The sequence below is a fragment of the Tianxiuia mixotrophica genome (assembly GCF_050596425.1).
In the GTDB taxonomy this organism is placed as follows: domain Bacteria; phylum Bacillota; class Clostridia; order Peptostreptococcales; family Acidaminobacteraceae.
Genome location: NZ_CP192292.1, coordinates 2514808 through 2541336, shown reverse-complemented (window position 1 = coordinate 2541336; position 26529 = coordinate 2514808). Strand labels below are relative to the sequence as shown.

Below are 26529 nucleotides of genomic sequence, written 5' to 3'. Positions count from 1 at the left end.
CCCTCCCTTCGATCTTTAATAGTTTAAAATGCAAATTCCACTTTAATGGCATCCAGCGACTTTCTCTGCTGGGCCAGATCTTCAATCATTTCCTGGAATACACCGATGATGTCGGCAAACAGGAAAAGTGTTTCGATTATATCTGCTTCATTGACCGTTTCGCCATCGGGAAGCACCATTACATATCTGCAGTAAATGCGTTCTTCATTGATGCCGAAATGTCCAATTGGCATTCTTGCATTAATCTCTGTAAGAAGATCTTTCACCTTGTTTTCTGTGGTTTGGCTGAATGATTCAGGCAACTCCACATAAAACTGCATGAGATTAATATGCTCAAGCTCATCGTCTGGTCTTGGTAGCAGAGCCAGATTCACCAACTGATCTCGATTTTTGTAGTCATTGTCTAGGGCAACGACCATAGTTCCCAGGCCAAGTTCTTCCGTTTTGGTCAAAACACGAGATTCTATATCGATTTCAGACAGTTTCTGACTCAGGTACTCCAATTTGATCAGATCCTGATTTCTTACAGTCTCGGTCATGGAATCCCTCCTTACTCAGCCAGCGCTTCAATTAGAAGCTTCTTCTGTTCTTTTTTCTTGCCATTGTTTTTATAAAGTTCCTGCTTGTCGACACCTGTGGCATCAATGTCAGAATCAACGTGATCAAACTCGTCGATGGTTTCCACTTCGGTATTAAAAGGTGTCATCCCACCAACGTGTTCAAGAAGAATGCCTGTGTAATCAACAGCGTCTTTCATCTGTTGAGGTGTCATTTTCAGTTCAGCAAGACTAATGGCTTTTTCAGCTAGGCCCTTGCCCATCTCAATGCCTTCCGATGCAGCATCTAGGGCAGCCATACCGGCTTCAGAAGCACCCATTGATGCAAAGAATGACACATCTTTCATTATGTTGACTGTGGTATCTAAACCATCAAAAGCGGCATCCTTGCCTTTTTTGATTTGCCTGTCCTTGTTCAATTTCATAAGTCTATCGTCAATAAGATACTGACGAATATCCTTAGTTTCTGAATTATCAAGTGTTTCTCTTGTACCAGGTCCTCCCTTGTATTTCTTTTCAAGAAGGTCTTTGTTCACGGTTTCATCAGTCTTTTTAACACCGATCTTCCGTTTGGCCCAAGAAATAAAACCTGTGGACTTTTCAACATACTTTCCGTCTTTGTCTTGCTTGTCACGGTATTTTTCCTTGAATTTTCTTCTGTTTGCAACCATGCGTTTTCTGGTCGAATTGATAACGAAGAATTGAACCATCTTATACACAGTTTTCACTGCAGCCATTATGGATCTTAAAACTGGAACCTTACTGATGATTTTTTCACCAATAGCAAAGAGCTTGTCCTTGTGTTCAACCACAAGTTCCTTAAACTTCTGCCACTTGCTTTTTTCTTCAGCGATTTGGTCTTCGTCCTTGTCCTTTGATTCTTTGACCTTTTGAACGATGGCTTTAATCACCGCATAGGACCCCTTAATGGCATTGCCAATAGCTTCTCCGACAGCTTCGTTGCCTAAGAGTTTGCCAACATTTTCTGCAATATCCCCTGCGTTGTCAGCTTCCATATCTGAGGCCGTTTCCAGGGTTTTGCTGTCAGCTTCTTTTTCAGCTTCATCAGGCTCATTGATTTGATCTTTAGAGAAACCAGTATAGTCTTGACGCATTTCCTCAAGCTGCATAAAAGGATTATCTGGTGGTGCCGATTCCTCTTTAGGTTCTTCTTCTGTTTCTTCCTCCTCAGACTCACCTTCTTCCTCAGTCGATTCCTCGGATACGTCTTCATCCATATCGGAATCGCAGTCTTCAGCAAAATCTGAAATGGCTTCTTCAGACTCAAGTTCAGCAGGCTCTTCCTCTTGAGGTTCTGAGCTCACAGGACCCTGCTCGTCTTCCTTCTTAACTTTATCCTGAGTCAAAGGCATTCACCCCCTCTGTGCTAGCTTTAGTATTATCAGCGCTTGGACTTTGACTTTGTTCTTGGCCATCATTACCATTATCCAGACTGGACACAGGAAAAATTGCATCTTTTTTATGTCCATTCCTTTTAAGGGACTCCCAAGCACGAGCGAACTGCTTAAAGTACATTTTTTGCTTTTCTTCCTTGAGGTGATTGATTCTTCTGTGAAAGTCGATTTGCTTTTCCAGTTCAGCTTTTTCTTCAGAATGTCCTGCAGCATCCGTTGGATCTCTCCCACGATGCTGTGTGGCATCGGCTCTATTTTCCATGAGCCTATCACTTAGGTTCATCAATGCCTCCTTGTCTTCCTCATCATCCATAAAAGGAACAGGCATGTCATATGCCTCAGTCTTTTTGCTGTCATTTTTTGATGACCGTTTTAAATGTCTTTTATACTTAAAAGCGTTTTCTTGTATGTCTGTTTCTGGTAGAACCGATTCCTGGTCGAGGTCATTGTAATGGACTCTTCCAGAAAAACGTCTTTTATATGCTCGGTTCATGTCAACAATATTTGGCCTGAGTGTATGGGTGAATCGCTTGTCAGCTCTTGCTGACATCACCACAATAGGTTTTTGTTCAGACTCAGTTTGTCCGATTTCAACCTCTGTGTTCAAATCTGTGATTTTAGCCTGTAGTCTAGCCTTTCCATACTTTGAATCATGGCCTGTTTTGGCCCTGTAATTCTTAAAGGTATCCAGTTCTGTTGAAGGCGACAGTTTGGCTGAACGCCGTAAAAAAGGTTCTGGATTTTTTTTGAATCTGTCCATATTGGGCCTCCACTGAATACACCACCGGCATTTTACTTATACTCAGTCCTGGGCCGAGCAATATAAAGATTTCTAAATACGCTTGATTCAAGTCACTTTGCAGGCTTCGGGGACGTATTAATATAGTAAGGAGGCGCTTATGAAAAGACAAACTTATAAAAGAAATATTGACTACTACATAGACCAGTTAAAAGTCATTGATCTTTACCTTTCAAAATATGCAGTCAGATATTCTAAAAAAATGCATACACCCGGAAAAAGCCACTTAAAAAAAGCATTTACAAGCCTTGATGAGGTTGAAAATGCTTTAAAGTCTAATTTTTTGATAAAAGATACGACCTCTGAGGAAGGGGCGGAGTTCCAAGACAAAGGGCTCGAAAATAAATTGATTGACGATAGAAACACCATGGCCAGACGAATTGATAGCACATTAAATGGGGATGGTTACGAAAAGTCAGATGTCTTCTTACCCTTTGAATACCTATCCAGTGTTTTTCAACTTTCAGATTTTGAACGTTTTGTGGTCATGTTGAGTTTTTCAGTTGAACTGGATAGAAAATACGAAAAGATATTTGGATATTTGAATGATTACGCCAGCATGCGATACCCTACGGTACAAACTGCATGTTTAATATATGATGACAATAAAGAAGTCTATATGAAGCACATGACCAAATTTCACAGCGACAGTAAGTTAATGAAATATTTCTTCGAAGAGGAATCCGCAAGCTTATCAGGCACCCAGTTGAAGCTTTTGGCACCTATCAAGGGATTCTTGCTGGATTCAGACTTAGAGACCATAGTCTTGCCCCATTTTATTTCCCTTTATTTGCCGGATGAAAGACCAAAGGATCTTTTGACCCATTTGGAAATCAAGGACCAGATTAATATGTACTTATCCAATCTCAGTGTGGTCAAGGGACGACGCATTGTCATGAATATAAATGGCCCAGAAGGCATTGGTAAGCTCAATCAAGTAAAGCATTTTTGCCATGCCTACAAACATTCTGGGGTTATTGTCAGCGCGCAAAATCTACATTCCTTTTATATGGAGGGTCAAAACGCCTTTAAGAAGGCTTTGAAGCAATTGGCCCAAACCCTCTTAATACATCAGGCCGTACTGGTTATAACGGACATTAATATTGAAGACCACAGGGACTTGATTGGGGCAATGTATCATGACTTTTTATCGGATATGGCTCCATTTGTCAAAGTGACATTTGCCCTGTCTCAAAAACCCATTCCCCCTTTGACACGACCGGACCATGCCCTGACAGTCCTAAGGGTCAAACTGGACTATCCCCAGGGACACATAAGACGTGGCATTATGGAACGTCTTCTTAAAACCACCTCTTATCAAGTGGCAGCAGATATGGACGCAGTGGCCTCAAAATTTGTTTTTACTCCAGACCAGATAGAAAACGCCATTCACGATGCAGTTGAACTAACAAAATGGGAAGGCCGTCAGATCATTGACTCTGATGTTTTTCACAGGGCTTGCCGGAGTCAACTTCACCATGAACTGGATAAAAGGGCCCAGCGCATTGATGCCGGTGGCGACTGGAATAGATTGATTTTACCAGATTCATCGAAGGACACCCTGGTGGAAGTATGTAGTCATATTAAACATAAAAATAAGGTCTTGGATGAGTGGGGATTCAAACAACACCTTAATTATGGAACGGGGTTGGCGGTTCTCTTTGCAGGTCCTCCTGGCACAGGTAAGACCTTTAGCGCTCGTATTCTTGCTAAGGAGCTTAACCTTGAACTTTATAAGGTGGACTTGTCGCAGATGATTAGTAAATATATTGGTGAGACTGAAAAAAACATTAGTGCTCTATTTGAAGATGCTTCTGGAAGCAGTGCAATTTTACTTTTTGATGAAGGGGATGCTCTTTTTGGTAAAAGAACAGAAATGAAGGATTCCCATGATAAGTACGCCAATGTGGAGACGGCGTTCTTATTGCAGAAGGTTGAGGCTTATGAAGGGATTAGTATATTAACAACAAACTTTATGCAAAATATTGATCCAGCCTTTTTAAGGCGATTTCGATTTGTGGTCCACTTCCCCATACCTGATGCTGATTCAAGACTGGACATTTGGAAGTCTATTTATCCAGAGCAAGTGCCCGTGTCTAAACATGTTGATTTTAACTTTCTTGCAAAAAACTTCGAGTTGACAGGGGGACATATTAAAAATGTGGCTCTTTCATCTGCATTCAAGGCAGCCTCTGAAAATAGCAAGGTTGACATGAAGGCCATTATGCTTAGTATACAACATGAGCTTGGTAAAACAGGAAAAGCTGTTCTTAGATCAGATTTTGGCGAATATGCCTACATGCTTGACACTTAATAGCAACATAATATTATTATGTAAACTTAATCCCTTCTTTTATAGCTCTAGATAATATTTAGGGTTAATGTTATAATTTTCCTTGTAAGTGGATGTTACATTTTTGCGACTGTTTTATGATTAGAAGAATAGATTTAATCATATAGGGAGGACATTTATGACAAAAAAGATGCAAAGGTTTTTAGGTTTTGCCCTATTTACCCTATTGATGCTTGGGGATGGTTTTCCAGATTTGGCACAAGCTGAATACTTTTATTCAATTGTCTATGACAGAATGTTATATATATACTTGCTTCCCATGGCCTTTCTCTTATACGCTGGTCAGTTTCCTGCTTATATTGGCGCCTTAAAAAGAAGTATATTGGTTGAAAAAAGCGGTAAAAAATGTGGTCAAGATGATGTTTTTATCATCAGGCACTTTATGACCTTATTGCTAGTGGCAGCCGGATTGAGTATGGTTGGTCATGTTCTTACTGGACTGATTAAACTTGATCAGGCGTCCAGTGTTGTCTACCTCTATCCTGGTATGATCAACATTGTTTTACTCACTCTTATTTTAGAAATTATTCATTATTTATGCTACAAACGCTTGAAAAATTCCATGTTCTTTTTCCAATGAAATGTGTGTGTAATGCGCGTGGATTTTAAAAAATAAAAAGGCTCTCCAGTTGTGAATTATTTCATAACTGGAGAGCCTTTAATAGGATGTTTTAATTTGTTACCCGACTCTTGTCCCGTTTGGAACTGGCTTTTCTGGTGTAGCAAGTACTGGCGTTAGACCGTCTTCAAAACCAATGTCATAAAGCATGCCTTCAGAAATTTCACCGGCCATCTTCTTTGGTTTCATATTTACGATAAACAAGGCTTGCTGCCCCACCACTTCCTGGTTGTTTTCTCTTTCACCTTGCATACCTACAAGGATCTGTCGATCGAAGTCACCAAAGTTGACTTGCATCTTAACAAGTTTGTTTGATGTTCTTACATTCTCAACAGACTCAATTGTTCCAACACGAACGTCTAGTTTACAGAGTTCTTCAAAATCAATTAGGGGTTTGATCGGGGTATTCATATTGAATTATCCTTTCTGGTAGTACTTTATAACCATGTTGTTCTCACTCACACATCTATTAGTTTAACATAGAAATTTATGAAAAAAAGAGATTTGTCGAAATTGGTCGATAAAAAATCATATTTGACTTTATGAGTCATGACCTAAAAACTTCTCTATGACATACTTCATAAAATTATAACAGGCTCTTAAATCAATCGACTCCATGGGAATTCTTTTTTCTCTATAGGCAATCACAGTCTCTATGATCTGGCTATGGTCACTGGGATAAGCTTCTAGCACTCTGCGTGCGGCATCAAGCTTTGAAAGAACGTGTCCTTCCTCAATAGTACAGATAAGACGGCACATTGTTAGAACACCTGAAATAAGAAGATCTGGCGACATATGATGCATTGCTCTTTGGGTCAAAGGCTGCCATGTATCCATTAAAATTTGAAAACCTGCGACCCGCAGATTTGTTGATGAAACCTCAAGTTTATCTTTGTCTAAGAGGCCTCCGTACAATACAAGACCACTGCTTCTTAGCATATATTTTTGAAAATACCACTGAGCCCCGTAGGGAATCCGACTGGTTTTTCCCTGACTCAAGCAAATACGAGGCGCTTTTGGGGGAGTCTTTTGGTAGATTTCTTGTGAACTTATATATGACACTTCCAGTCTCTCAAACCATATGCTGTATTGGTTCTTAAGAGCATTGTGTAAATGAGACAGGACAAACAAATCGGTCTCAATAAGATCTCGCTTAGTGACAATAAGTAAATTTACATCGCTTAAATGAAGATCAAAATCACCTGTGCAGAGGGAACCGTATACAATAATTTGATCGAGATCATTTGCCAATTCTCTTTTCAACTTGTCTATGAACTCAGAGATTAGAGACTTTACTTCATTTATGTCTTGTGTTCTAAGTTGTGTGTTTAAGTTAAGGAGCAAGTCAATGGAATCAGCCTGTGTTTGTTTGTCTTTTGACATATAAGCATCCTTTCAGATTGTTTTAACGAATATCTTTAAATACATTTACCATGCATTTATGAATCTATTGATCCTCTTGAGTCTAGGTCTATTACAATTTTTCCTTTGACATGTCCCCCTGCAATATAGTCCATGGCCTCTGGAACCTTGTCAAGGTCATAGGTCTTATCAATATGAATAAGGTTTGGATGGTCTTTTATAATATTTCCAACGGCCTTGAGCTTATAGTTGGCCACTGCCCCAAGTATGCGAAGTGATTTATTTTGCCTTCGTGTATACCATTTTGACAAGGCGAACATTTGCAAAATTCTAAGCGTTTTGCCGCCCACCATAATAAATTGACCTTGTTCCTTAAGTGCCTTCAAGATACCCTTTGGTGATTTATCGACAACCATATCAATAATAATGTCATATTTTTTATCTTGAGTTGTATAGTCCGTCTTCGTATAATCAAGAACATGGTCTGCGCCTATAGACTGCATGAATTCAAGTTTGTCTGTTCGGTCAACACCTGTGACCTGCCCACCATACAACTTGGCAAACTGGAGGGCATATGATCCACAACCGCCTCCGGCGCCATTAATAAGCACAGTTTGCCCTTCTTTGATAGAAGCCAATTCTAGGGCCTGATAAGCCATACAAGCCGCTTGTGGGATAGCTGCTGCCTCAATATAGCTAAGGGAGTCAGGTATAAGTGTCAGGGCGTTTTGGGCGGCACAAGTAAACTGGGCGAAACCGCCCCAGTTGTTTTCAACCAAGTCACCATATACTCGATCTCCAACTTTAAAACGATCCACATTCTTTCCAACCTGTATAACCTCACCAGCAACGTCTGATCCTAAAATATTGACTTTGGGTTTGAAAAGCCCCCACATTCTAATAAATATCGGGGACCCATTTAGCATACCAAGGTCCCATGAATTTATTGAAACTGCGTGAACCTTAATAAGCACTTCGTCATCCCCGGGGATAGGTTTTTGAATATCTAGCAGTTGCATTGTTTTAGCGTTTCCATACTTACTATTTATGATTGCTTTCAAAGCACGACTCCTCTGTATATTCTCCAATTGATTCAATATTTCCTACAATTATATATTACGCTTAATGATAGGCTTATACAATAAAATCCCAGTCATTTTGGCAAATAACTGGGATAACAATTATAATTATAATTTTACAAAACACTTATAACCCACTTGAGTAAATAAAAAAGTGGCATTATGTGTTTTTACGTTTCATATGCTTTTTTCGTTTTCTTTCAAAAGCATCCATATCATCGTCAAATTCATGGTGCTTTCTTTTCTTTGATTCGTACTTTTTCTTGTTCACTTCTTTTTGGTACACATGCTCTTCAAATGATACAGTTTCGTCTTGTTTATACAATGGAATCACCTTACTATAAATTTTCCTCAATAACCTTAATAATATCCGATAGGGTATCAATATCTTCAATTGCATTCTCGTCAAAAACGATGTCAAACTCATCCTCTAGTATGGCAATGAGTGTCAAGAACTCTTCTCCATCCATGGATAAATCATCAAACAATGAATGTTTTGTGCTGAGTTCACCAGGTTCATAGTTCGTTTGATCCGATACTATACCAAATACAGTTTTTCTAATCATTTACGCATTCCTCTCCAAATTATTATAGATTGAAAAACCCAGATAAGGAGACCTGACGCATAGTCAAAAGCCTTATCTGCAGTGGTTCTTGTAAATTGTATTATCTTTACAAGTCCCTTCTTTAAGAAAAATATAAATGGATTCTGAAGAAAAAGCAACTTAAATATTTTTATGAATTTCACTCAATCTATATTGACATATATAAGACTCTGTATATATTTGACAAGGTCGAAAAAATGTGATTTTTAAGCGGTGAATAAGTTGTTTTCAGACACTTAATAAGACACACAAAAATACGAGCTTTTACACTCGTATTTTTTCAAAATCTTAACTGTATAATATATGGTTCTATTTACTGGTTTGCAATATTTATAAATTATATACAATGAATTTATACGGTCATATAACATATTTGATTGCGTCCAGAGCACTTTGCAGCGTACATGGCTTGATCAGCATTAGCAATAACCTGATTAATGCTGAGCTGGTCACCGTTTTCAGAAACACCAATACTGACAGTGATGCGAATACCTTGTGCTTGAATATCAGTTTGTACGTTTTTTCTGATGGCTTCACAGAGCTTGTCAACGTTTTCCTTTCGCATTCGAGGTAAAAATATAAGGAACTCTTCCCCACCCCAGCGAAAAATTTGTCCCTTGTCACCAAGGGTTTTGTCAGCGATGGCTGAAAGGTGCTTTAAAACTTCATCCCCTATATCATGACCAAATGTGTCGTTGATTTGCTTAAAATGGTCTATATCGAAAAGTATGATGGAGTATGAAGACTTGAGCATATCTGAACCGTCGATTATCTCCCAAAAATAACGTCTATTTTTAAGACCAGTTAAATGATCTGTGTAGGCTGACTTTTGCAGTAAAACAGTTTTGCTGATTTCTTCATTTATAATTCGAACCAAAAAATTACACATGAGAATAAATATAGCCAGAAAAACACAGGCGTATATTGACTGCGTCAGAGCCCGCCAGTGAAGACCTGATTTTTCTATCAAATTCCATGTTATGGGTATGCGAAAGACCATCATGAGAAAGACACTGTAGGCCATTGCATTGAACTGGTATTTCTCAGTATGAATAACAGCTAAGATGAGTATATTAACAAGTGACATGACATAAAACTGATATGGTGTGGGATAGAAATAGATCATGAATAGGCGTATTATACCTGCAAAAATCATGAAATTTATGGACAAGGTAAGATGTCTATTTCTTAAAAGCATTAGGATAAAAGTGAAAAATACAATGGCAATAAAACCAGAATATGCCACATAAGGCGTGAAGTCTACAAGAATCATTTCAAAAGATATAATAAACAAAACTGCAAATATAAGGTAGTGCATCAAATGAGCCATATATTTAGCCTTGCGTTTTGTAAAATAAGTTTCTTCAATATACAATTTGATGTACCAATCAATGTACTTATTTAGCATAGACATAGTACTTTAATCCTTTCAGCATAAGACTTTAGTCACATTATACCACTGAAAAGAAGAAAAAAGTAGTTAAACGATGTAAATATATGAGATATTACGGTAAATTTATAAGAGAAATTTGTTTAGAAAAGGTATTGTATGGTTCTTTTTCAATAATTTTTTCAGAACCTGTCAAAGGGTTTCCAAGTATTGGTTGGCTTTGATCATCAGGATTGGGCACATGGTTTAGATTGGCATAGCAATAAACACATCCATTATGACATGTGTTATATGCGCCTATATCTATACTGGTGATGCAGCCACAAGTTTGAGTCTATTTAAGAACCACTCGCTATGATAGGCTGGAATATCTGTACGCCGACTTGCACTGATAATCATATATTAGATCTCCTTCTAATCAAGATGCTTCTTATAAACATGGGACTCAATAATTTGAGTTTCCACTCTACTTTTGAGTAGGACAGCATAAATGTATGTGATTAAGCTGAAAATCCCCAAAATAAAAAGTCCAAAAAACACTAAAGAGGTGGCAGTCCCATTATTAGAAAGACTCACAAGTGGATAAACAAGATATAGTATTACAAATAAAGAAGTGCCCCAGTTCAGTGAGATGAGAAGCTGCTGAGTGGGCTGATTTTTAAAGCATGAAAAATACATATTGATAAAGGTCTGATACATTTTTTCTTCGTTGCTGACAGGGGCTTTTCTAATTTTCTTTATCATAACATCTTCGTGACTTTGATCTGATAAAAAAGTCTCTATTTGTCTTAACTTATGGTCTGACATAAAGTGGAGCATATTCAAAATGCCTAAGGCCATTGAGACAACGATCAGTAGGTATGTCAAAACGAGATAACTTTTATCTATGTTTAATGCCACATGTAAAATGACTATTAAAATTTGTATGGCAGGTATGAAGTGTAAAACACCAGATAACATTCGGTTTGATTTTAACATAAGACCTCCACACGCTTCTAAACTCAGTTGCTTGCGAAATTACAAATCAAGGCTCTCTCCTAACTGAATATAGATTTTTAAGAATCAAACATTCTATATACGGTATGGAAAGGGTTCTCGAATCATATTTGGCAAGTCGCTCTACTATAATTATGAATATTGATGGCTTCAGAGTCTATCATTTAGTAAATACCCAAAATACCACTAAAACACACCACAATACAAGAGCAATGCACATAAAACCCGCTCATAATGTTCAATGGACATTATGAGCGGGTTTTTAAACATTTTAATATTCTATCTTACACTATGGACTATTAAATTTTAATAGAAGCCCTTGGCATTTTTCTGGTGTTTTCCTTTTTACTTTTTGAACCTGAGTGTCCCTGTTCTTTTTGATTCAATGATTTAAAATCCATTCGAACACGAACACGTTCCATTCTATCAAATAAGACATGCTCTTTCTTTTTTCGAGCCATTATGACCTCCTGCAACCAAATCAATCGGCTTTTCTAAATGAATCGCCAGATACTATCTATTTAATGCTACATTTGTCTTGCATAAATATGGGTATGAGAGTCTAAATGAAAATTGCAAACATAAATGGCCTCCAAAGAAAATAAGTTTACTGATTGGAACTTTTGACTTCTGTCTAATTATACCATAATAGGTTTTGATAAGAAAGACTGCTAAAACTTATTGGCTAGACTGCCTAAGGCTTCCAAAGCACTTTCTTTGATTTCTTCATCTGGGATGTCTGGAACATTTGTGCCTTCAAGTAGAACGGCCTCGAAATCAGTGACACCCATGAAGGATAGAACAGACTGTAAGTATTTGTTGCCAAAGTCCATAGCTTGTGCAGGCCCTTGACTGTAGACACCACCACTGGCATGGACATGTAAAGCTTTTTTGCCATCAAGCAAGCCTTTCGGTCCATTTTCTGTATATGCAAATGTACGGCCTGCAATCATGAGGGTATCGATGTATAGCTTCATTTTTGGTGGCATTGAGAAATTCCACATTGGTGTTGCAAAAACATACTTATCTGCATTTATAAATTGATCAGTGAAACTGTTAATCGCTTCTACTTTTTCGCGTTCATCTACCGAAAGACTGCTGAAATCCTGACCACGTCCCAGCTTATCCCAAGCTTTAAAAACATCCTCATCAATAAAAGGAATATCTTTCTTATACAAATCAATTTCTACAACTTCATGTGTGGGATTATTGGCTTTATATTTTTCAACAAAATGTCTACCCGCTTGTAAGCTAAACGATTGATTTTCTGATTTTGGATTGGCTGTAATAAATAAAACTTTCTTCATAATTGAACTCCTTTGCATATTATCCAAATGGTTTTAGATATATCGATTCAATATATCACTAATTAATGATAAACAACTAAAAAAATATTTGAATGTTCTCTTTTCTTTTTCCTGTAACAACAATATATCACTAATTAGTAATATAATCAACCGTCTTTTTCAAAAAAACACTATTTAAATGCATGATTCGGTCAAAGTGCTTATATTATTGGCTTTCAGGTTACGCCCTATAATTATTATAAGATAATGTTTTGTCTGTAAATCATTGTTTTATTAGATTTTGAAAGCGGGCTATATATTGACATGTCTTCCTGTCTGAATTTTGTCAGATGTGGTCAGCCTAATACAGTCCACTATACTCCAGTGTTGCAATTGATATATCCCTTGAAGCTTGTCCGCTTGAAAACGGATGGACACCCATATGCGTGACAAAATAAACAACTTCTTTTTCATTGTTTTCAAGGCGTGTTTCCACGTACCCTATGAACCAGCCATTGTGGTCCCCGCCTCCAGTTTTACCATAAAGGCTTCTATTGCCCTTCTTCTCTTGTAGAAGAAGGGATTTAACGTATTCTTGGTCTGCAGCGGAGAAAGGCAGTTGATTGTTATATAATTTTATTAAGAGATCAAGTTGTTCAAGAACAGATACTTCAAGTGATGCGTTCAACCAAAATGCCCCGTTATCTGACATATCTTTGTTCCCGTAGTCAATTTTATCAAGGTATGCTTGCATAGTTTTTGGTCCAATTTTTTCAGCGGTATTCACAAAATACCATACCACTGAGTTTTTTATGGCACTTGCAAGTGTTTGGTCCTTATTCCACGCCTCCACTCTATAGTCCGTTCCATTCCACTTTTGAAAAGAATCTTCTTGAGTTACGACGCCACTATCTAAGGCAAATAAGGCGTGGGGAATTTTAAAGGTAGAACATGGGGAATAGCGTGTTTTCAAGTTGTCTAGGAAATAGCCATCTATTTCATCATTAGAAGGGTCAAACACGATCATGGTAACTGGCAAGAAAAGCGTTTTTTCAACAGAAAGATACTTATCTGGTATTTGAATCATCAGGGATTGATTTGTTTTGAGTTTATCAACATCAGGGATAAGAACTGTCTGCTCATAGTCAGACTTTAATTTATGCCCAGAAAAGATGATAAGGGATGCCGTTGTAATATATAGTATTAAGCGCTTCATTGGTGTCTCTCCCACTTGTGATTTTCCTATTTATATAATTCACTTTTCGAACAATAAAACATGTTGTATGTTCAAAATATTTTATTGACACTCCCCCATATTACCCCATCTTACTAAATTCTTCAACTGCTGGTGGGAATATGCTAGAATAATAACCTGAGCGCCTTGCAAAATATCATTCAAACACCCTCCTTATACCATATATAGACATTTAAGAATCAAAATTTCTTTATTTAGTATAAGGAGAGCGTAGAATTACATTTTTACAAGCGCCTGAACCTAAGAGATTGTTAAGGGTATAGGAGATTGTATATGAGATTAGTACTAGCACCGATTCACGGTGTCACTTTAGCTTATTATAGAAACTTACACAAGAAATATATAGGCGGCTTTGATGAATATCATGCCCCATTTATTGTAACAACTGATGACAGACAATCGAGTTCTTTGCTGTTCAAAGATGTTCATAAGGAAATGAATAATGATGATGTTGTGGTTATCCCTCAGCTTTTAAGCAATAATGGTGACCACTTTCTTAATTATGGAAATAAATTAGTTGAACTTGGATATGACAAGGTGAATTGGAATATTGGATGCCCCTTCCCAGTGGTCACAAAAAAATTACGTGGGTCAGGCATCATGCAGTATCCAGAAATGGTCGATAAGTTTCTTGATAAGGTATTTAGCGGTGCCAATTTTAAAGTCACTGTAAAAATGCGACTTGGCTATGAAGATTTAGACGAGGGTATAGAAGTCATGAAGGTATTAAATAAATATCCTCTAGCTGGTTTAACCATTCATGGGCGCACCGGTTTACAAAAATATGAAGGTCGTGTTGACCTGGATGCTTTTGATCTTCTATTTGGTTTGTCAAAGCATGTGGTAACATACAATGGTGATATTTACACACCTGAGGATTTGACCTATGTTCGAGACCGCTATCCCACAATAAACGACTTTATGCTGGGACGAGGGGCAATGCGTAACCCTCTATTGCCCCTAATTATTAATGACAGTCAACTCACAGAAGCACAGCTTCTTGAAAAATTTATTAACTTCCACGATTCTGTGGTTGCCCATTTTTCAAGTAGACCTTCCACTGAGAAAGCATTGGTTGACAAGCTAAAAAGCTTTTGGACATACACAGCGGATTTAATTGACCCGGATCAAATCTATATCAATGACCTAAGGCGGGTTCAAACACGTTATGCGTACGACACAATAACAGATAGGATGATCACAAACTCAAATGTTAAGTTCCGAGAATCCGTTAAAAAGGGTTTCAAATAATGTTATAATGAACTTTTGATAGTTATTTCATAAATGGTTGTGTCCTTTGAGAGGATGAACACATCCCTCAGATCTCATCCTTTAAATCGGAATCGCCAAGCAAAGGAGCTTTGTATGTTTGCTTTCACAATAAGTATCATTCTAATTGCTTTTGCAGTTGATATTGCCTTAACCATATTAAACTACAGGAATAGGCATGCCCCTGTCCCCAAAAATGTTGATGATGTCTACAATGAGAATGACTATAAAAAGTGGTTGCAATACTCGATGGAAATCACTAAGGTCAGTATGATTCAAAAGATCACAGGTCGAACAATTATAATTGTATTTCTCATTATGGGTGTCTTTCCCCTTATTGCTGAATACACTTCACGTTTAACTCAAAATACAATATTTCAATCATTACTTTTTCTAGCCCTATACGGCATGATCGAGTATATTGTTTCCATTGGATTTCAAGTTTATAGAACCTTCAGCATTGAACAGAGGTACGGATTTAACACCTCTTCTCTCAAGACCTTTGTATTGGATCAAGTAAAAACGGCCTTGATGTCTGCTGTTTTAGGAGGCTCAATACTTTATATTGTTTTACATTTGTATAGTCGCCTAGGCAATCAGTCTATAATATATTCATGGGGGCTTATTGTGATGGTGAGTCTTGCAATAAACATCCTTTATACGCGTGTTTTTGTAAAGATATTTAATAAGCTCACCCCCTTAACTCAAGGGCCGCTTTATGATAAAACAAAAGAACTTGCACGTTCCACGGGATATGAAATTGAGAAAATAAGCATTATGGATGCTTCAAAACGGTCTACCAAACTCAATGCCTATTTTTCAGGTTTCGGTAATTTTAAACAAATCATTTTATATGACACACTGGTAGAAAAATGTTCAAATAATGAAATCATAAGCATATTGGCTCATGAAATAGGCCATTTTAAAAACAAGGATATAATAAGAAACTTTGCTGTTATGATTGTTCAGTCAGCTTGCTTTTTATATGTTCTGTCCTTTTTCTTGAGTTCTGATCAATTTGCGACAGCATTTGGATTTACAAGTGCTCACTATGGTTTTTCAATAATACTGTTCAATATCTTAATGGAGCCTATTGGAATTCTTTTAAATATACCCATGTCTTATTTTTCTAGGAAGGCTGAGTACCGAGCGGATGCATTTGCTGCAAAGACCACAGATGCGACTGATATGGTGAGCGCCCTCAAGGTCCTAGCAAGAGAAAACTATTCAAATTTGACCCCTCACCCCCTTGTGGTGAAAATGACTTACTCCCATCCACCAATTTCAGAACGTATAAAGGCCATATTGGGTTCGGAGTCCGTTTAAAGCATTGAAATGAACTGAAAAAAATGATATGCTACTTTAAGTATGCATATATAAAAGTAAAAAGACATAGAGTTTTATGAAAATCTGCTTACAGGCGTCTATGTATAGATGCAGGGCGGATTTTCTGTGATTATACAAGGGTAAATAATTATCATTCTAATACACTATTTGAAGAATGGAAGGTCGAACTATGATTAACGTTACAAAATTAAGTTATTCTTTTCCCCAGAAGGATTTGTATAATGAAGTTTCATTTAGCATAGAGCAAGGTGATCACTGTGCTTTCATTGGAACAAGTGGCACTGGCAAAAGCACGCTCATAAATATACTTTTAAACCCGGACGACTATCTATATGACGGTAAGGTAGAAATTGATTCGGCCTGCCGAATTGGTTATGTTAAGCAGTTTTCTCAACTCGAAGAAAAATCGGACATGACAGTGATGGATTATATTTCAGAAGATTTTAAAGCTTTGGAATCTAAAATCACAAGAATATGCGAGGAAATGGCCTCATCAGAAGATCTAGAAAGTCTAATGGAAGACTACCAGAATGCTTTGGACGCCCTGGAAGCAATTGGTGGGGACAACTATGAATCCATTATAGAAAAGAACCTCTATCTAGCTAATTTAACTCATATTAGAGACTTAAAGGTCACAGACCTAAGTGGTGGTGAGTTTAAACTTATTCAAATCATTAAGAACATGCTTGGACGACCTGAACTATTGATTATGGACGAACCAGATGTTTTCCTTGATTTCGAAAATCTAAATGGTTTGAAAAAGCTTATGAATGCCTACAAGGGTATGCTCTTGATTATTACGCACAATAGATACCTTCTCAACCACTGCTTTAATAAGATAATGCATCTTGAAAATGGAGACCTTCAGACCTTTGAAGGCATTTATGTGGATTATAATCTTTCCCTTCTTCAAAGCAAAATTGACTTACAAGAACAATCTATTGCTGATGATGAGGAAATTGAGCGTAATGGAATACTCATAGATAAGCTCCGATTTATTGCAACGCACAATGCTGAAGCGGCTCGCGGAAAGTCTCTTAAGGCCAGAGTCAAGTTTCAAGAACGCCTTGAAGCCAGACGCACACAGGCTCCATTCGTTGAAATTAAAAAACCTAAAATTGAGTTTCTTTCACCCGAATCGGTATCTGATGATGAAGATCATGCGGTCAATGAACCTATCTTGTCTGTTAAAGACTACGCCTTAGCATTTGATGATGTGCTTTTAAAAGACGTTAATTTTGATGTGAATCCAGGTGAAAAAATAGCTTTAATTGGTCCAAATGGAACAGGTAAAACAACCCTTCTTAGACATATATACAAAAATATGCATGAGGAGATCATTGTCAAAGACTCTGTTAAAATGGGCTACTTGTCACAAAATCAAGGCGAAACACTTTGTGAAGATAATACAGTAACTGAAGAGTTCGTTGAGGCAGGCTTTGATTCATATCGCGAAATACGAATGTATCTAAGACGATATGGATTTGAACTGGATAACCTAGACCAAAAGATTTCTTCCCTATCTGGCGGAGAAAAAAACATATTGCAGCTGGCAAAAGTGGGGGCAAAACCTTATGACTTACTCTTACTGGATGAACCGACAAGTCATTTGGATACTCATTCTCAGATTGCCTTAGAAGAAGCCATAGAAAAATTCAAAGGCGCAGTTGTCATGATTTCACACGATTTCTATTCTATTGTAAATTGTATGGATTATGTTCTATACATTGATGATAAAACCATACGAAAAGTCAGTATGCGAAAGTTTAGAAAAATGATTTATAAAAACCATTTCAACAAGAACTATTTAGAGATTGAAGACCGTAAAAAAGAATACGAGATCAAAGTGGCTCATGCCCTTCAAGATATGGACTTTGAATTGGCTCGTAAGTGGTCAGAAAAGCTAGAAACAATTATTAAGGCTCTTCAAGAATAGACTTTGGTCTTTGAATAAAAAATCATTAAGGCCCATTTAAGCAAACAAATGCTCAAATGGGCCTTTTTTTATCACACAAATGTTTATTGTCTTTTTAAATAACTTTCGCCTACTTTGAGATCTTCAATAAGTATGTGGTGCATAATCCAGTTTCTAAGAAATAAGTTGAGTCGAATCAAGTCTTCATTATCTGCGGCATCATCTTTCACATCCTCGATAAATAAATCGATCTGTCTTTTGAAATCGTCATGAAGCGCCTTATGTTCCAGTCGTTTATCATAATCAATTCTTTTATGAAATGCTTCCTCGCGTTGAAAGTGTTCGTTAATGTATTTTGACATAAAGTGGACCACTTCCCTATAGTAGTCATGGCCCTGCCCCAGTTTCATTTGATCATAAAGCTTTTGATAGTTATCAATAATCGCCTTATGGTCTTGATCGATTTCTTCAATGCCAATTTGAAAGGATTTACTCCATGTAAGTTTTGCAATATTTTTTGCTTCCACTCTCGATGCTTTTGAAAGAATACTTTCTTGCAGGGCTGTCTCAGAAGTCCGTTTAAGGGCCTTGTGGATTTTCTGCATGAGTATGTCATTGTTCATTGGTTTTATGATAAAGTCATTACAACCAGCTTGTATAGCTCTTTTTAGCGTTTTTATATCTGATTGTCCGCTCAAGAGAATAATTGGAATTTGAAAAAGCGCATGCTCGGCTCTAATCTTTTGTATCAAGTCAACAATATCTAGGCTAAAGTTATCCAGGTCCATTATTATAAGGTCTGCGCCTAAAAAAGTTGGCATAACACTATTTCTTAAAAGCCCACTTAAAACCTCAGCATTGTCATAGCCAAAATTCACTAACAATTTTTCAATCTGTATTCTTAAAAAATCAGTTGTCTCAATAACGACGATTTTTTTCATAATTTACCCCTATTCTATGATTGTCCTTAGATGCTCTTATACTTTACAGTAAGTCAATATTCTTGTCTAGGGGGACACTACGATATATGAATCATAAGACCTTATAAGCCTCTTTATTGTATCGTCTTATTAAAATGAACAACATTTTTTGTTTTATACAAAAAGGCATCTTTAGGACAGATGTGTGTACAACGCATACAGACATTGCATACATTGTGATCTAGGACCACTTTATTACTTGGCAATGAAAGGGCATTTACAGGACATTTCTTTATACAGAGTCCACATCGAATACAGTTGGCATGTTGAATTTCCAGATTCTTGCTGGTTGTGGTCCAAATTTTTCGGTCCTTTGATATACCACGCATGAGGTCTGATAAAATTGGAACCCGTGGCCAATGGGTCTTACCCAAAATCAGGTTTTCAGCATATTGTCGTGCCAATTCTAATGCGTCATGATTCTTCTTTTCGATGGCCTCCAAGTCAGTGGTTTTCACCTGCATGCTGCTCCCCATCTTGAGTTCCATAGCCCCAATGCATTCATAACCCTTTTCTTTGAGAACCTTTTTTACTGGCCCAACAATGCCACCAGAAAACTGCTCCATGGTGTCCAGCATAAACACCTTTTTGCTTTGTACATTGGGAAGCTCATAAATAAAGTCCCATACAAGGGGAAAAGTTGACTGTATGGCCACCGGAAAGAAAAGTCCAAGAATATCCTCCTCAATGGTTTCAAGTCCACCACTTTCTTCTATTTTTAGGGCTCTAACCGCTATGTTATTGTATTCAAAAACTTTTTTTACAGCATCCATAGCCTTCAGTGTATTGCCTGATCCTGTAAAGTAATAAAATACCGCTATTTTCATAAGATGCCTCCACTCTAGCTTCTTTCTCTACTTTGACAACTTGATTTATTGATTGTAGTTTACTAGAGTTTATAAGATGTGTATTGTAAAAAATCATCAACATGAACGGCTTAAAATATAATGTAAATTATCCATATCATTTCATGTTGAGCATATTGAGTAAGGATATTTCTTCTGATTGACTTAAATCAGCTGGAATTTTACCTGTATACTTTTTGCAGTTTTTTATGTAGTGGGACTGGTCGTAAAAAAGACATGTTGGATCCTCTTCGAGCACTGCATATCGAAAACGAACTATATTGGCATAAGCCTTAGGTGTGAGTCCAAGTACTTTTTTGAAATTTCGTTCCAGTGCACTCATTGAATAACCGAAATGATACGCCATTTGTGAGACATCAATTAGTCCTTTTCGGGACTCTATATAGACAATCATGTCATCGTATACTTTCTCATTTGTGTCTTCAATCGACAAAGATGTAAAGTATTTCTCAGTGGACTCAATGATTTCATCTGGGCTGTGGGACTCATCAACAATTTTGAGGATGACATCATGAAGACCTTTCATACCACTCATTAGATGACAATCCACCATAGTTTCCATATATAGACCACTCACTTCACCGAATAGCTTTCTGAACGCAGTGGGTGAAAATGCCAGTCCAAGTTGCTTGACGTCTTTACCATATTGAATATGCATGGCTTTCTTAAATTGACCTACAAGAACAATATCAGGAACTTGAAGAAGCCCCTTTGGTGTCTTTAGAAAATAAGGATCCATGAAGTTATAGACAATATGTATATGCCCTGAGGGCACTATAATATCCTCTTGCCGTTCTAGGGGTAAATCTGTTTCATGAACATACCAGATAAGATCAAGCAAGTGGTTAATGGATTGATTGACATTATGTTGTACTATCATTTTTAGCCTACCTTTTTGCTTTTCCATTTTCACACGCTCATCATTATGAGTATATATAAATTCCGAATTCTTCTAGGAAATTTCTTCATCAACTAAGTGCTGAATTCTTTTAGGAGAACGAATATTTTTACCACTAAGTGTTAGAAGACTTTTGGTTAGGTCTTCCACTGTCGGCTCTAATACTTCCATAAATTTCGTCATTGCATACTCTCTTTTGGGATCATCTTCATTATTACCAAAAACAATATCTATAAGCTGTTCAATGGTTTGGTCAAGCCCCCACAATTTTAAATGCATAAGCTCATGAACAATCAAGGCTTCTAAATCATCAGATTTTGGGTCATAATTATTCAGCATTAGAATGGCTTGCCTGTCATCAGAATCAATTTTAATATCTCCTGTTTTTCTCCACGGCTTTTGTACTTCATATATAGATATGTCCCAATCTGATAGCTTAAGAATGCTTTGCCACCTCTTTAGAATATCTTCAACTTCCTCTATTGATTGAAATAGCATGATCATCTCTCCTGTCTAGTTGTTAAGTCCACCTATAGATCGTATGATCTATGGGATGATGGTCTGATATGTTATATTTTAACATAATTACAAAGAAACCGCTTATGTCATGCACACTTGATACAAGACTTAAACGATTTTCTGCATTACATGTTATTTTGGAATGCTTACAGCTTATAGCTCTTATTTATCCCTCTTGTTCGGATCTCTTGGCTTCCAGAAATAGTGTGGCCAGTCTGTTAAAATCAAGAGGTTTAAGTATGAGTCCCGATATACCATAATCCTGTAGTTCCTCGACCGTAATATTGTAATCGGCGGCTGTCATTGCAATCATTATAGGTCGTTTATTTCCTAATCGTATTTTTGAAGCCATTTCATAGCCATTCATCTTTGGCATTTCAATATCTAAAAGAACCATATCATAGTCATTTTTCTCGACGGCTTTGTAGCCTTCTATGCCATTGAAGGCTTCATCGACCTCAAAACCCAATGCTTGCAACTGATTTCTTGTTATCTCACGAACAATACGACTGTCTTCGACCACAAGTATTTTTTTGAGCAGTCCAGTTTCATACAGATCAACAAGTTGAGTGAATGTCGAATCTTCAGAGGTTTTATCCTTATACGTGTGAGAGATATTTTGAAAGGTTGACTCTAATGAAAGTGCACATTCAACAATCGTGGGATCAAAATGTTTGCCGATACCATTTTTGATGATAGTCATGGCTTCATCATGGCTCATGGCTTCTTTGTAAACCCGTTTACTGGTCAGTGCATCATACACATCTGCAACGGCCATGAGGCGCCCTATAAGTGGGATGTCATCCCCTTTCAGACCGCGAGGGTATCCTGATCCGTCATATTTTTCATGGTGGGTATAAGCCACATCTGCAGCATATTCTAGAAACGTGTTGTTTTTAAGTTTATTGCCAACTTTCATAATAGCCTCGTAGCCTAACAAGGCATGGGTTTTCATAATCTCAAACTCGTCATCTGTCAGTCGTCCGGGTTTTAAGAGTATTTCATCACGAATTCCCACCTTACCAATATCATGGAGGGGCACCGACATGTACATGGCTTCAATATTCTCTATTGTGAGTTCTTCAGCAAAGAATCCCTTTCGCCTTAAAGTTGTGGCCAGAGCCTTGACATAATTTTGTGTCCGTTTTATGTGCTCACCTGTTTCTGGATCTCTATACTCAGCTAAGGAAGCTAGACTTGAAATCATGACAGATTGGACAGTTTGCAGGTCTTGATGGACTTGTGCGCTCTCTTTACAAGTCATTGTGTTCATTGTGTTGGTAACATAAAGTTTAATTATGCTTTCATGAAGCGGTGGATAGACAAGGGACTCTATATCAAGAGAACTGATTAAATCAAGTAGTTTTCTATCGGTTGATGAAGTGATCACCATAATAGGAACATCTTTTGTAACGATTGATTTCTTCATAATTTTTATGATTTTTAAATAAGGATTGTATTCTGTGTCTATTTCTACAAGAAAAAGTTTTGGCTTCACATGAATAAGCGCATGAAAGAACTCTTCGTAATTCTTAATAGTAAGTTCCGCTAAGTCCATATTTTGTAAGATTGGTTCTACAATTTTCTTGATCTCAGAACTTTCAAATTGTGTTATTACATTTTTATTCATAAGAACACCTCAGTATATACTCTCAATAGCTTTTAGGAATCAATGATTTGTATACTTGTTTTACCCATATTACCTTATTCTGAAAACAAAAGTATTCAATCTGTCAGATTACAAAGAAAGATCCATAGAGTATATCCAGTGCGTATGTTTATGAATTTCGATTTTAATATTATGATGGTCACACCACTCCTTGAATTTATTTATGTAGAGATAGTGTTTGCTATTTATGAATGCAAACAGGTCCATCCTATGTTCCTCAATTAATGTTTGTACAAAATTGTCTTTCAGAGCTTGGCTTTCAAAACAATAATCCATAAGAATGATTCTTGCACCCTCTTGCAATGCATTTAAAAAAAGTTTGTACAGCTTCTCCTTTTGCTTAATGCCATGCAGAACAAATGAACTTGCCAGTATATCATTCTCTTTAAATTTAAAAGCTTCCAACCACTTTATACCATCCGCTTGTATACAAGTCATCTCAGGATACTTCTTTTTAAGCTGCTGAAGCATTTCAGGAGATTGATCAAGACCTATAACCTCAACCCTTTTGCTTAGATGTCCCGTCAAATTACCAGTGCCACATCCTAGATCAAGAATCCGCTCTGGTTTGTATGACAGGAGTTTTGCCTGGATAAACTCCATGTTTAGAGAATAATTCTCAAAACATTTTAGAGGATCATTGTCTGGATGAAAAGTCATTTGATCATAACGCTCGCCCTTGTTCATGGTAGCCTCCCCATTACAAAACTCTCATATAAGTTAATTCATACGCGTCTTCCTTGCTTTTCTTAAAGCCATTTTTTTCAAGTACCTTCTGTGAACCATAGTTACTCTTTAAAACTCTAGTGGCGGTCACCCGTTGACATTGCCCCTGTGTTTTTACCCACTTCAATAAAGTTTTTAAGGCTGCACTTGTAAGCCCTTGACCTTCATATTGCCTTGTAATGCCATAACCAATCTCCGCTGTTTTTTCTTCATCAAGTCCCTTAAATCCTATCAGTCCGATTCCTTTATTCGAAAATTTCTCGATGATCAAATAATAAGTTAAATAGTTGATGTCACTATCTGGAAGCTTATTGATTTTTAAGATTTTCTTTTCAATGGCCTTAGCCTGATCACGAGTGACTTCAAAATCTACCATATTAAAATCAAATGACTCATAAGACTTCTTTAAAATCAAGGAAAGTTCCACAGGATCTAAAGGATACAAATTTACTTTATCGCCATAAATCATTTATTCACGTCCTTTGTAAAGGGATCTATTTTCAGATATGACCGGTTCAAAATCTAGGACACGGGTGACACCATAATGGTCACTAGGTGTTATATTTTCTGCCCCTTGCTTTCCTATAACTTTATAACTTTTTAGTTCAGGATGAGGTTTGGGATAAGGACTTTCTATGAATATCCAATCAAATCTTGCTGGTATATCGAGAACAACTTTCTTGTCCCACCTTGGATTGTTATAGTAATCAATGGTTACGCCAGGGGGTTGTCCCTTTAATGATGCATAGGACTGACCTAAATCAATCCATTTAGTACCGTGATTTAACATCGACCACTGACCAGTCAAATATGCATATACTGAAGCTTTAGGCGTACAATTGAAGTCCCCTAAAATAAAATTGTAGTCTGTTTGAAAGTTTTCAGTGGCTTGAACCGCTTTTACGATTTCAATTTCCCTGTTCAAGGCATTTTTATGGTCTAAATGGACATTACATACACCTAAAATCATATCATTGTATTTTATGCTTACAATCATGGATCCACTATTATGAACGTCTGTGGAGGCATCCCAGTTTGTCCATGTGTCCACAATCTCATACTTTGACAGTATAGCAAGACCCTCTTGACAGTCATGATACTTTTTCCAGTAGAAATGAGAAAAATCACATGCATTGACAAGGCGCTTAACAATATTTTGTGAGCGAACTTCCTGCATAGCTAGAATATCAATGTCCTCATTATTAATTTCTTCAATAAGCTTTTCTATACGCTTGTCAAAATTCTTGTCATGATTCCATATATTATATGTACATAATTTCATCAAAACCTCCCTAATACTTAAAAGCAAATATGTTCAATACTTCTTAAAATACATGTTCGTAATGGATTTTAGCTGATATCAGTCTTGGTATTTTGTCCCTTTCTCCCCTTGTCAACCACAAGGGCATAGATGATGAGACCATTTATTATAAGTGTGCGAAGAGGTTCGATCGACAGAAAGTCGCCTAAGAGAGCCGCGGAAATTTCCGGCCAAACCAGAGTAAAACCTTGTAGTAGAAAACATCCTATGAGAACGTGTTTTGATTGCGCTGTATCAAGTTTAGCGCCACCTATAATTAAGGCGAGTAATGCCATATTGGCCACACCCAAATGAGAGCCATAAGTGGTGAAACTTCCTGCACTCTGAATGTTCATAAGCTGTCCCCAAGAAGCCAGTACAATCGAGGTCATAATGACAATAATGGTTTTATATCTCATATATGATGTTTGATCTCTCTTGTCTTCTATCCCCTTAAACCGGCTTTGAACAAATCTAACAATGATATAGACTATGAGTGATAAAATAACAGGCACTATAGAGACTTGGATACGTCGAAACATAGTAAGATCTTGTGGTAAGGGGCCCCATAAAAGAAAAAGGGTTAATAAAAGGTAGATAATTTCTTTTATGAAGGGTCTGAGTTGTCGTGAGCGAAATGCCATACCTGACTCTGTGTTGTAATTATGAATTTTGTCTTTAGATTTATATAGTTTGATCATTAAAGAACAGAAAAAAAACAGAGCTAAAACAATGAGAATATTGATTTGTGCGAGATACTTAAAACCCTCCAGCGCAATTGTGTTGCGAAGTCCACTGCCACTTTGCAATAGGAGGTCTTCCCTATGAACTCTGATAATGGTTCCAAACATATTGAGTGTTAAAACTTGGTAAAGTCCATTTGTAAAATAGGCTATAAACAAGGATAGAAGAACCGCATTTTTTTCTGCCCTTTTCATACAGTAGGCCACAGGAAAACCAATAATCAGTGCTATACATGTTGCTATAAGTAAACCTACAAAAACTGATATACCCCCGTCTAGCCCCATGTTTAAACTTAGAATGGCCCCCAGTTGTCCGGCCATGGCGCCAACAATAATACTAAAATTAATTCCAACCCCCATAGTTATAGGTAAAAGCATTGCAAAAACCAATATGATCTGGCCCATACTCTTCTGAACCAACTGATTTACTACAATAAAATTGTTTTGTGATGATTGAACAATGCCAAATATCAAAATACCTAGAAATAGAATTGGTATCGCCTTTTCAAATTTCTTCATAAAATTGCCTCCCTATATTTGACTTTTAAAAAAATAATACATGCTAACTATCTTAGATAAAA

The 26529-nt window shown here is 37.1% G+C and carries 29 protein-coding genes; 5 read left to right on the top strand and 24 right to left on the bottom strand.

The window, feature by feature from the left end:
• Positions 1–23: 23 nt before the first annotated feature.
• Genes ACQ4KW_RS11070 through ACQ4KW_RS11060 form a run of 3 tightly spaced genes read right to left on the bottom strand, consistent with a single transcriptional unit; the run spans position 24 to position 2732 of the window.
• Positions 24–539, bottom strand: a complete 516-nt coding sequence (locus ACQ4KW_RS11070) for a YbjN domain-containing protein (protein WP_430882534.1) — start codon at positions 537–539, stop codon at positions 24–26.
• An 11-nt stretch (positions 540–550) separates the two neighbouring features.
• Positions 551–1924, bottom strand: a complete 1374-nt coding sequence (locus ACQ4KW_RS11065; protein ID WP_430882533.1) for a hypothetical protein — start codon at positions 1922–1924, stop codon at positions 551–553.
• Positions 1911–2732: a hypothetical protein gene (locus ACQ4KW_RS11060; protein WP_430882532.1), complete on the bottom strand. Its 822-nt coding sequence runs from the start codon at positions 2730–2732 to the stop codon at positions 1911–1913. The genes ACQ4KW_RS11065 and ACQ4KW_RS11060 overlap by 14 nt, the downstream gene beginning before the upstream one ends.
• 139 nt (positions 2733–2871) lie before the next feature.
• Here ACQ4KW_RS11060 and ACQ4KW_RS11055 point away from each other — a divergent pair, with 139 nt between their 5' ends.
• Both ACQ4KW_RS11055 and ACQ4KW_RS11050 read left to right on the top strand, forming a co-directional pair.
• Entirely contained in the window at positions 2872–5085 is a 2214-nt protein-coding gene (locus tag ACQ4KW_RS11055; RefSeq protein ID WP_430882531.1) for an ATP-binding protein, read from the top strand.
• A gap of 157 nt (positions 5086–5242) precedes the next feature.
• Positions 5243–5704, top strand: coding sequence for a hypothetical protein (locus ACQ4KW_RS11050; protein ID WP_430882530.1), 462 nt, complete (start codon positions 5243–5245; stop codon positions 5702–5704).
• 99 nt (positions 5705–5803) lie between these two features.
• On the opposite strand, the gene ACQ4KW_RS11045 is transcribed toward ACQ4KW_RS11050, so the two are convergent.
• The 12 genes from ACQ4KW_RS11045 to ACQ4KW_RS10990 all read right to left on the bottom strand — a co-directional run bounded on the left by ACQ4KW_RS11045 (position 5804) and on the right by ACQ4KW_RS10990 (position 13677).
• Positions 5804–6154, bottom strand: coding sequence for a tRNA-binding protein (locus tag ACQ4KW_RS11045; RefSeq protein WP_430882529.1), 351 nt, complete (start codon positions 6152–6154; stop codon positions 5804–5806).
• A gap of 129 nt (positions 6155–6283) precedes the next feature.
• Positions 6284–7126 (bottom strand): aminoglycoside adenylyltransferase domain-containing protein, encoded by an 843-nt coding sequence (locus tag ACQ4KW_RS11040; protein ID WP_430882528.1) that lies wholly within the window; start codon positions 7124–7126, stop codon positions 6284–6286.
• A 56-nt stretch (positions 7127–7182) separates the two neighbouring features.
• Entirely contained in the window at positions 7183–8166 is a 984-nt protein-coding gene (locus tag ACQ4KW_RS11035) for an NAD(P)-dependent alcohol dehydrogenase (RefSeq protein ID WP_430882527.1), read from the bottom strand.
• Positions 8167–8344: 178 nt separating this feature from the next.
• Positions 8345–8509, bottom strand: a complete 165-nt coding sequence (locus ACQ4KW_RS11030) for a hypothetical protein (RefSeq protein ID WP_430882526.1) — start codon at positions 8507–8509, stop codon at positions 8345–8347.
• Positions 8510–8522: 13 nt separating this feature from the next.
• Complete coding sequence (locus tag ACQ4KW_RS11025) at positions 8523–8750, bottom strand: acyl carrier protein (protein ID WP_430882525.1); 228 nt, start codon at positions 8748–8750, stop codon at positions 8523–8525.
• 391 nt (positions 8751–9141) lie between these two features.
• Positions 9142–10203: a GGDEF domain-containing protein gene (locus tag ACQ4KW_RS11020; protein ID WP_430882524.1), complete on the bottom strand. Its 1062-nt coding sequence runs from the start codon at positions 10201–10203 to the stop codon at positions 9142–9144.
• Between the two features lie 91 nt (positions 10204–10294).
• Positions 10295–10480: a hypothetical protein gene (locus tag ACQ4KW_RS11015; RefSeq protein WP_430886568.1), complete on the bottom strand. Its 186-nt coding sequence runs from the start codon at positions 10478–10480 to the stop codon at positions 10295–10297.
• Between the two features lie 2 nt (positions 10481–10482).
• The gene (locus ACQ4KW_RS11010; RefSeq protein ID WP_430882523.1) at positions 10483–10578 is read right to left on the bottom strand and encodes a DUF1848 family protein; all 96 of its coding nucleotides are present in this window, start codon (positions 10576–10578) and stop codon (positions 10483–10485) included.
• A gap of 15 nt (positions 10579–10593) precedes the next feature.
• A complete protein-coding gene (locus ACQ4KW_RS11005) occupies positions 10594–11157 on the bottom strand; it encodes a hypothetical protein (protein WP_430882522.1) in 564 nt (187 codons plus the stop codon).
• 317 nt (positions 11158–11474) lie between these two features.
• Positions 11475–11636 (bottom strand): hypothetical protein, encoded by a 162-nt coding sequence (locus ACQ4KW_RS11000; protein WP_430882521.1) that lies wholly within the window; start codon positions 11634–11636, stop codon positions 11475–11477.
• A 210-nt stretch (positions 11637–11846) separates the two neighbouring features.
• On the bottom strand, positions 11847–12482 hold the full coding sequence (locus ACQ4KW_RS10995; protein ID WP_430882520.1) for an FMN-dependent NADH-azoreductase: 636 nt from the start codon (positions 12480–12482) through the stop codon (positions 11847–11849).
• Between the two features lie 340 nt (positions 12483–12822).
• Complete coding sequence (locus tag ACQ4KW_RS10990; RefSeq protein ID WP_430882519.1) at positions 12823–13677, bottom strand: penicillin-binding transpeptidase domain-containing protein; 855 nt, start codon at positions 13675–13677, stop codon at positions 12823–12825.
• Positions 13678–13989: 312 nt separating this feature from the next.
• Between ACQ4KW_RS10990 and ACQ4KW_RS10985 the strand changes: the two genes are divergently transcribed.
• The 3 genes from ACQ4KW_RS10985 to ACQ4KW_RS10975 all read left to right on the top strand — a co-directional run bounded on the left by ACQ4KW_RS10985 (position 13990) and on the right by ACQ4KW_RS10975 (position 18268).
• Positions 13990–14967 carry a tRNA-dihydrouridine synthase family protein gene (locus ACQ4KW_RS10985; RefSeq protein ID WP_430882518.1) on the top strand — a complete coding sequence of 326 codons (978 nt, stop codon included), beginning with the start codon at positions 13990–13992 and terminating at the stop codon, positions 14965–14967.
• Between the two features lie 114 nt (positions 14968–15081).
• The gene (locus tag ACQ4KW_RS10980) at positions 15082–16311 is read left to right on the top strand and encodes a M48 family metallopeptidase (RefSeq protein WP_430882517.1); all 1230 of its coding nucleotides are present in this window, start codon (positions 15082–15084) and stop codon (positions 16309–16311) included.
• Between the two features lie 190 nt (positions 16312–16501).
• Positions 16502–18268 (top strand): ABC-F family ATP-binding cassette domain-containing protein, encoded by a 1767-nt coding sequence (locus ACQ4KW_RS10975; protein ID WP_430882516.1) that lies wholly within the window; start codon positions 16502–16504, stop codon positions 18266–18268.
• Positions 18269–18351: 83 nt separating this feature from the next.
• Here ACQ4KW_RS10975 and ACQ4KW_RS10970 read toward each other — a convergent pair whose 3' ends face one another.
• The 9 genes from ACQ4KW_RS10970 to ACQ4KW_RS10930 all read right to left on the bottom strand — a co-directional run bounded on the left by ACQ4KW_RS10970 (position 18352) and on the right by ACQ4KW_RS10930 (position 26467).
• Positions 18352–19188: a bacteriohemerythrin gene (locus tag ACQ4KW_RS10970; RefSeq protein ID WP_430882515.1), complete on the bottom strand. Its 837-nt coding sequence runs from the start codon at positions 19186–19188 to the stop codon at positions 18352–18354.
• Between the two features lie 113 nt (positions 19189–19301).
• Positions 19302–20054, bottom strand: a complete 753-nt coding sequence (locus tag ACQ4KW_RS10965) for an EFR1 family ferrodoxin (RefSeq protein WP_430882514.1) — start codon at positions 20052–20054, stop codon at positions 19302–19304.
• Between the two features lie 136 nt (positions 20055–20190).
• Complete coding sequence (locus ACQ4KW_RS10960; protein WP_430882513.1) at positions 20191–20973, bottom strand: DUF6597 domain-containing transcriptional factor; 783 nt, start codon at positions 20971–20973, stop codon at positions 20191–20193.
• A 72-nt stretch (positions 20974–21045) separates the two neighbouring features.
• Positions 21046–21489: a hypothetical protein gene (locus ACQ4KW_RS10955; RefSeq protein WP_430882512.1), complete on the bottom strand. Its 444-nt coding sequence runs from the start codon at positions 21487–21489 to the stop codon at positions 21046–21048.
• Between the two features lie 187 nt (positions 21490–21676).
• Entirely contained in the window at positions 21677–23140 is a 1464-nt protein-coding gene (locus ACQ4KW_RS10950) for an HD domain-containing phosphohydrolase (protein ID WP_430882511.1), read from the bottom strand.
• Positions 23141–23248: 108 nt separating this feature from the next.
• Complete coding sequence (locus ACQ4KW_RS10945; protein ID WP_430882510.1) at positions 23249–23866, bottom strand: class I SAM-dependent methyltransferase; 618 nt, start codon at positions 23864–23866, stop codon at positions 23249–23251.
• Between the two features lie 13 nt (positions 23867–23879).
• Entirely contained in the window at positions 23880–24374 is a 495-nt protein-coding gene (locus ACQ4KW_RS10940) for a GNAT family N-acetyltransferase (RefSeq protein ID WP_430882509.1), read from the bottom strand.
• Positions 24375–25187 (bottom strand): endonuclease/exonuclease/phosphatase family protein, encoded by an 813-nt coding sequence (locus ACQ4KW_RS10935; protein ID WP_430882508.1) that lies wholly within the window; start codon positions 25185–25187, stop codon positions 24375–24377.
• A gap of 68 nt (positions 25188–25255) precedes the next feature.
• Positions 25256–26467, bottom strand: a complete 1212-nt coding sequence (locus ACQ4KW_RS10930) for a hypothetical protein (protein ID WP_430882507.1) — start codon at positions 26465–26467, stop codon at positions 25256–25258.
• Positions 26468–26529 lie beyond the last annotated feature (62 nt).

Coding starts and splice junctions, on each gene's coding strand:
- ACQ4KW_RS11000 (WP_430882521.1), bottom strand. CDS start 11,636: ATGGCTCGAAAAAAGAAAGAGCATGTCTTATTTGATAGAATGGAACGT.
- ACQ4KW_RS11005 (WP_430882522.1), bottom strand. CDS start 11,157: ATGTTAAAATCAAACCGAATGTTATCTGGTGTTTTACACTTCATACCT.
- ACQ4KW_RS11060 (WP_430882532.1), bottom strand. CDS start 2,732: ATGGACAGATTCAAAAAAAATCCAGAACCTTTTTTACGGCGTTCAGCC.
- ACQ4KW_RS10950 (WP_430882511.1), bottom strand. CDS start 23,140: ATGAATAAAAATGTAATAACACAATTTGAAAGTTCTGAGATCAAGAAA.
- ACQ4KW_RS10995 (WP_430882520.1), bottom strand. CDS start 12,482: ATGAAGAAAGTTTTATTTATTACAGCCAATCCAAAATCAGAAAATCAA.
- ACQ4KW_RS11010 (WP_430882523.1), bottom strand. CDS start 10,578: ATGATTATCAGTGCAAGTCGGCGTACAGATATTCCAGCCTATCATAGC.
- ACQ4KW_RS10930 (WP_430882507.1), bottom strand. CDS start 26,467: ATGAAGAAATTTGAAAAGGCGATACCAATTCTATTTCTAGGTATTTTG.
- ACQ4KW_RS11050 (WP_430882530.1), top strand. CDS start 5,243: ATGACAAAAAAGATGCAAAGGTTTTTAGGTTTTGCCCTATTTACCCTA.
- ACQ4KW_RS10990 (WP_430882519.1), bottom strand. CDS start 13,677: ATGAAGCGCTTAATACTATATATTACAACGGCATCCCTTATCATCTTT.
- ACQ4KW_RS10955 (WP_430882512.1), bottom strand. CDS start 21,489: ATGCTATTTCAATCAATAGAGGAAGTTGAAGATATTCTAAAGAGGTGG.
- ACQ4KW_RS10945 (WP_430882510.1), bottom strand. CDS start 23,866: ATGAACAAGGGCGAGCGTTATGATCAAATGACTTTTCATCCAGACAAT.
- ACQ4KW_RS10975 (WP_430882516.1), top strand. CDS start 16,502: ATGATTAACGTTACAAAATTAAGTTATTCTTTTCCCCAGAAGGATTTG.
- ACQ4KW_RS10940 (WP_430882509.1), bottom strand. CDS start 24,374: ATGATTTATGGCGATAAAGTAAATTTGTATCCTTTAGATCCTGTGGAA.
- ACQ4KW_RS11055 (WP_430882531.1), top strand. CDS start 2,872: ATGAAAAGACAAACTTATAAAAGAAATATTGACTACTACATAGACCAG.
- ACQ4KW_RS10970 (WP_430882515.1), bottom strand. CDS start 19,188: ATGAAAAAAATCGTCGTTATTGAGACAACTGATTTTTTAAGAATACAG.
- ACQ4KW_RS11025 (WP_430882525.1), bottom strand. CDS start 8,750: ATGATTAGAAAAACTGTATTTGGTATAGTATCGGATCAAACGAACTAT.
- ACQ4KW_RS10985 (WP_430882518.1), top strand. CDS start 13,990: ATGAGATTAGTACTAGCACCGATTCACGGTGTCACTTTAGCTTATTAT.
- ACQ4KW_RS11070 (WP_430882534.1), bottom strand. CDS start 539: ATGACCGAGACTGTAAGAAATCAGGATCTGATCAAATTGGAGTACCTG.
- ACQ4KW_RS11020 (WP_430882524.1), bottom strand. CDS start 10,203: ATGTCTATGCTAAATAAGTACATTGATTGGTACATCAAATTGTATATT.
- ACQ4KW_RS11040 (WP_430882528.1), bottom strand. CDS start 7,126: ATGTCAAAAGACAAACAAACACAGGCTGATTCCATTGACTTGCTCCTT.
- ACQ4KW_RS10965 (WP_430882514.1), bottom strand. CDS start 20,054: ATGAAAATAGCGGTATTTTATTACTTTACAGGATCAGGCAATACACTG.
- ACQ4KW_RS10980 (WP_430882517.1), top strand. CDS start 15,082: ATGTTTGCTTTCACAATAAGTATCATTCTAATTGCTTTTGCAGTTGAT.
- ACQ4KW_RS11045 (WP_430882529.1), bottom strand. CDS start 6,154: ATGAATACCCCGATCAAACCCCTAATTGATTTTGAAGAACTCTGTAAA.
- ACQ4KW_RS10960 (WP_430882513.1), bottom strand. CDS start 20,973: ATGATAGTACAACATAATGTCAATCAATCCATTAACCACTTGCTTGAT.
- ACQ4KW_RS10935 (WP_430882508.1), bottom strand. CDS start 25,187: ATGAAATTATGTACATATAATATATGGAATCATGACAAGAATTTTGAC.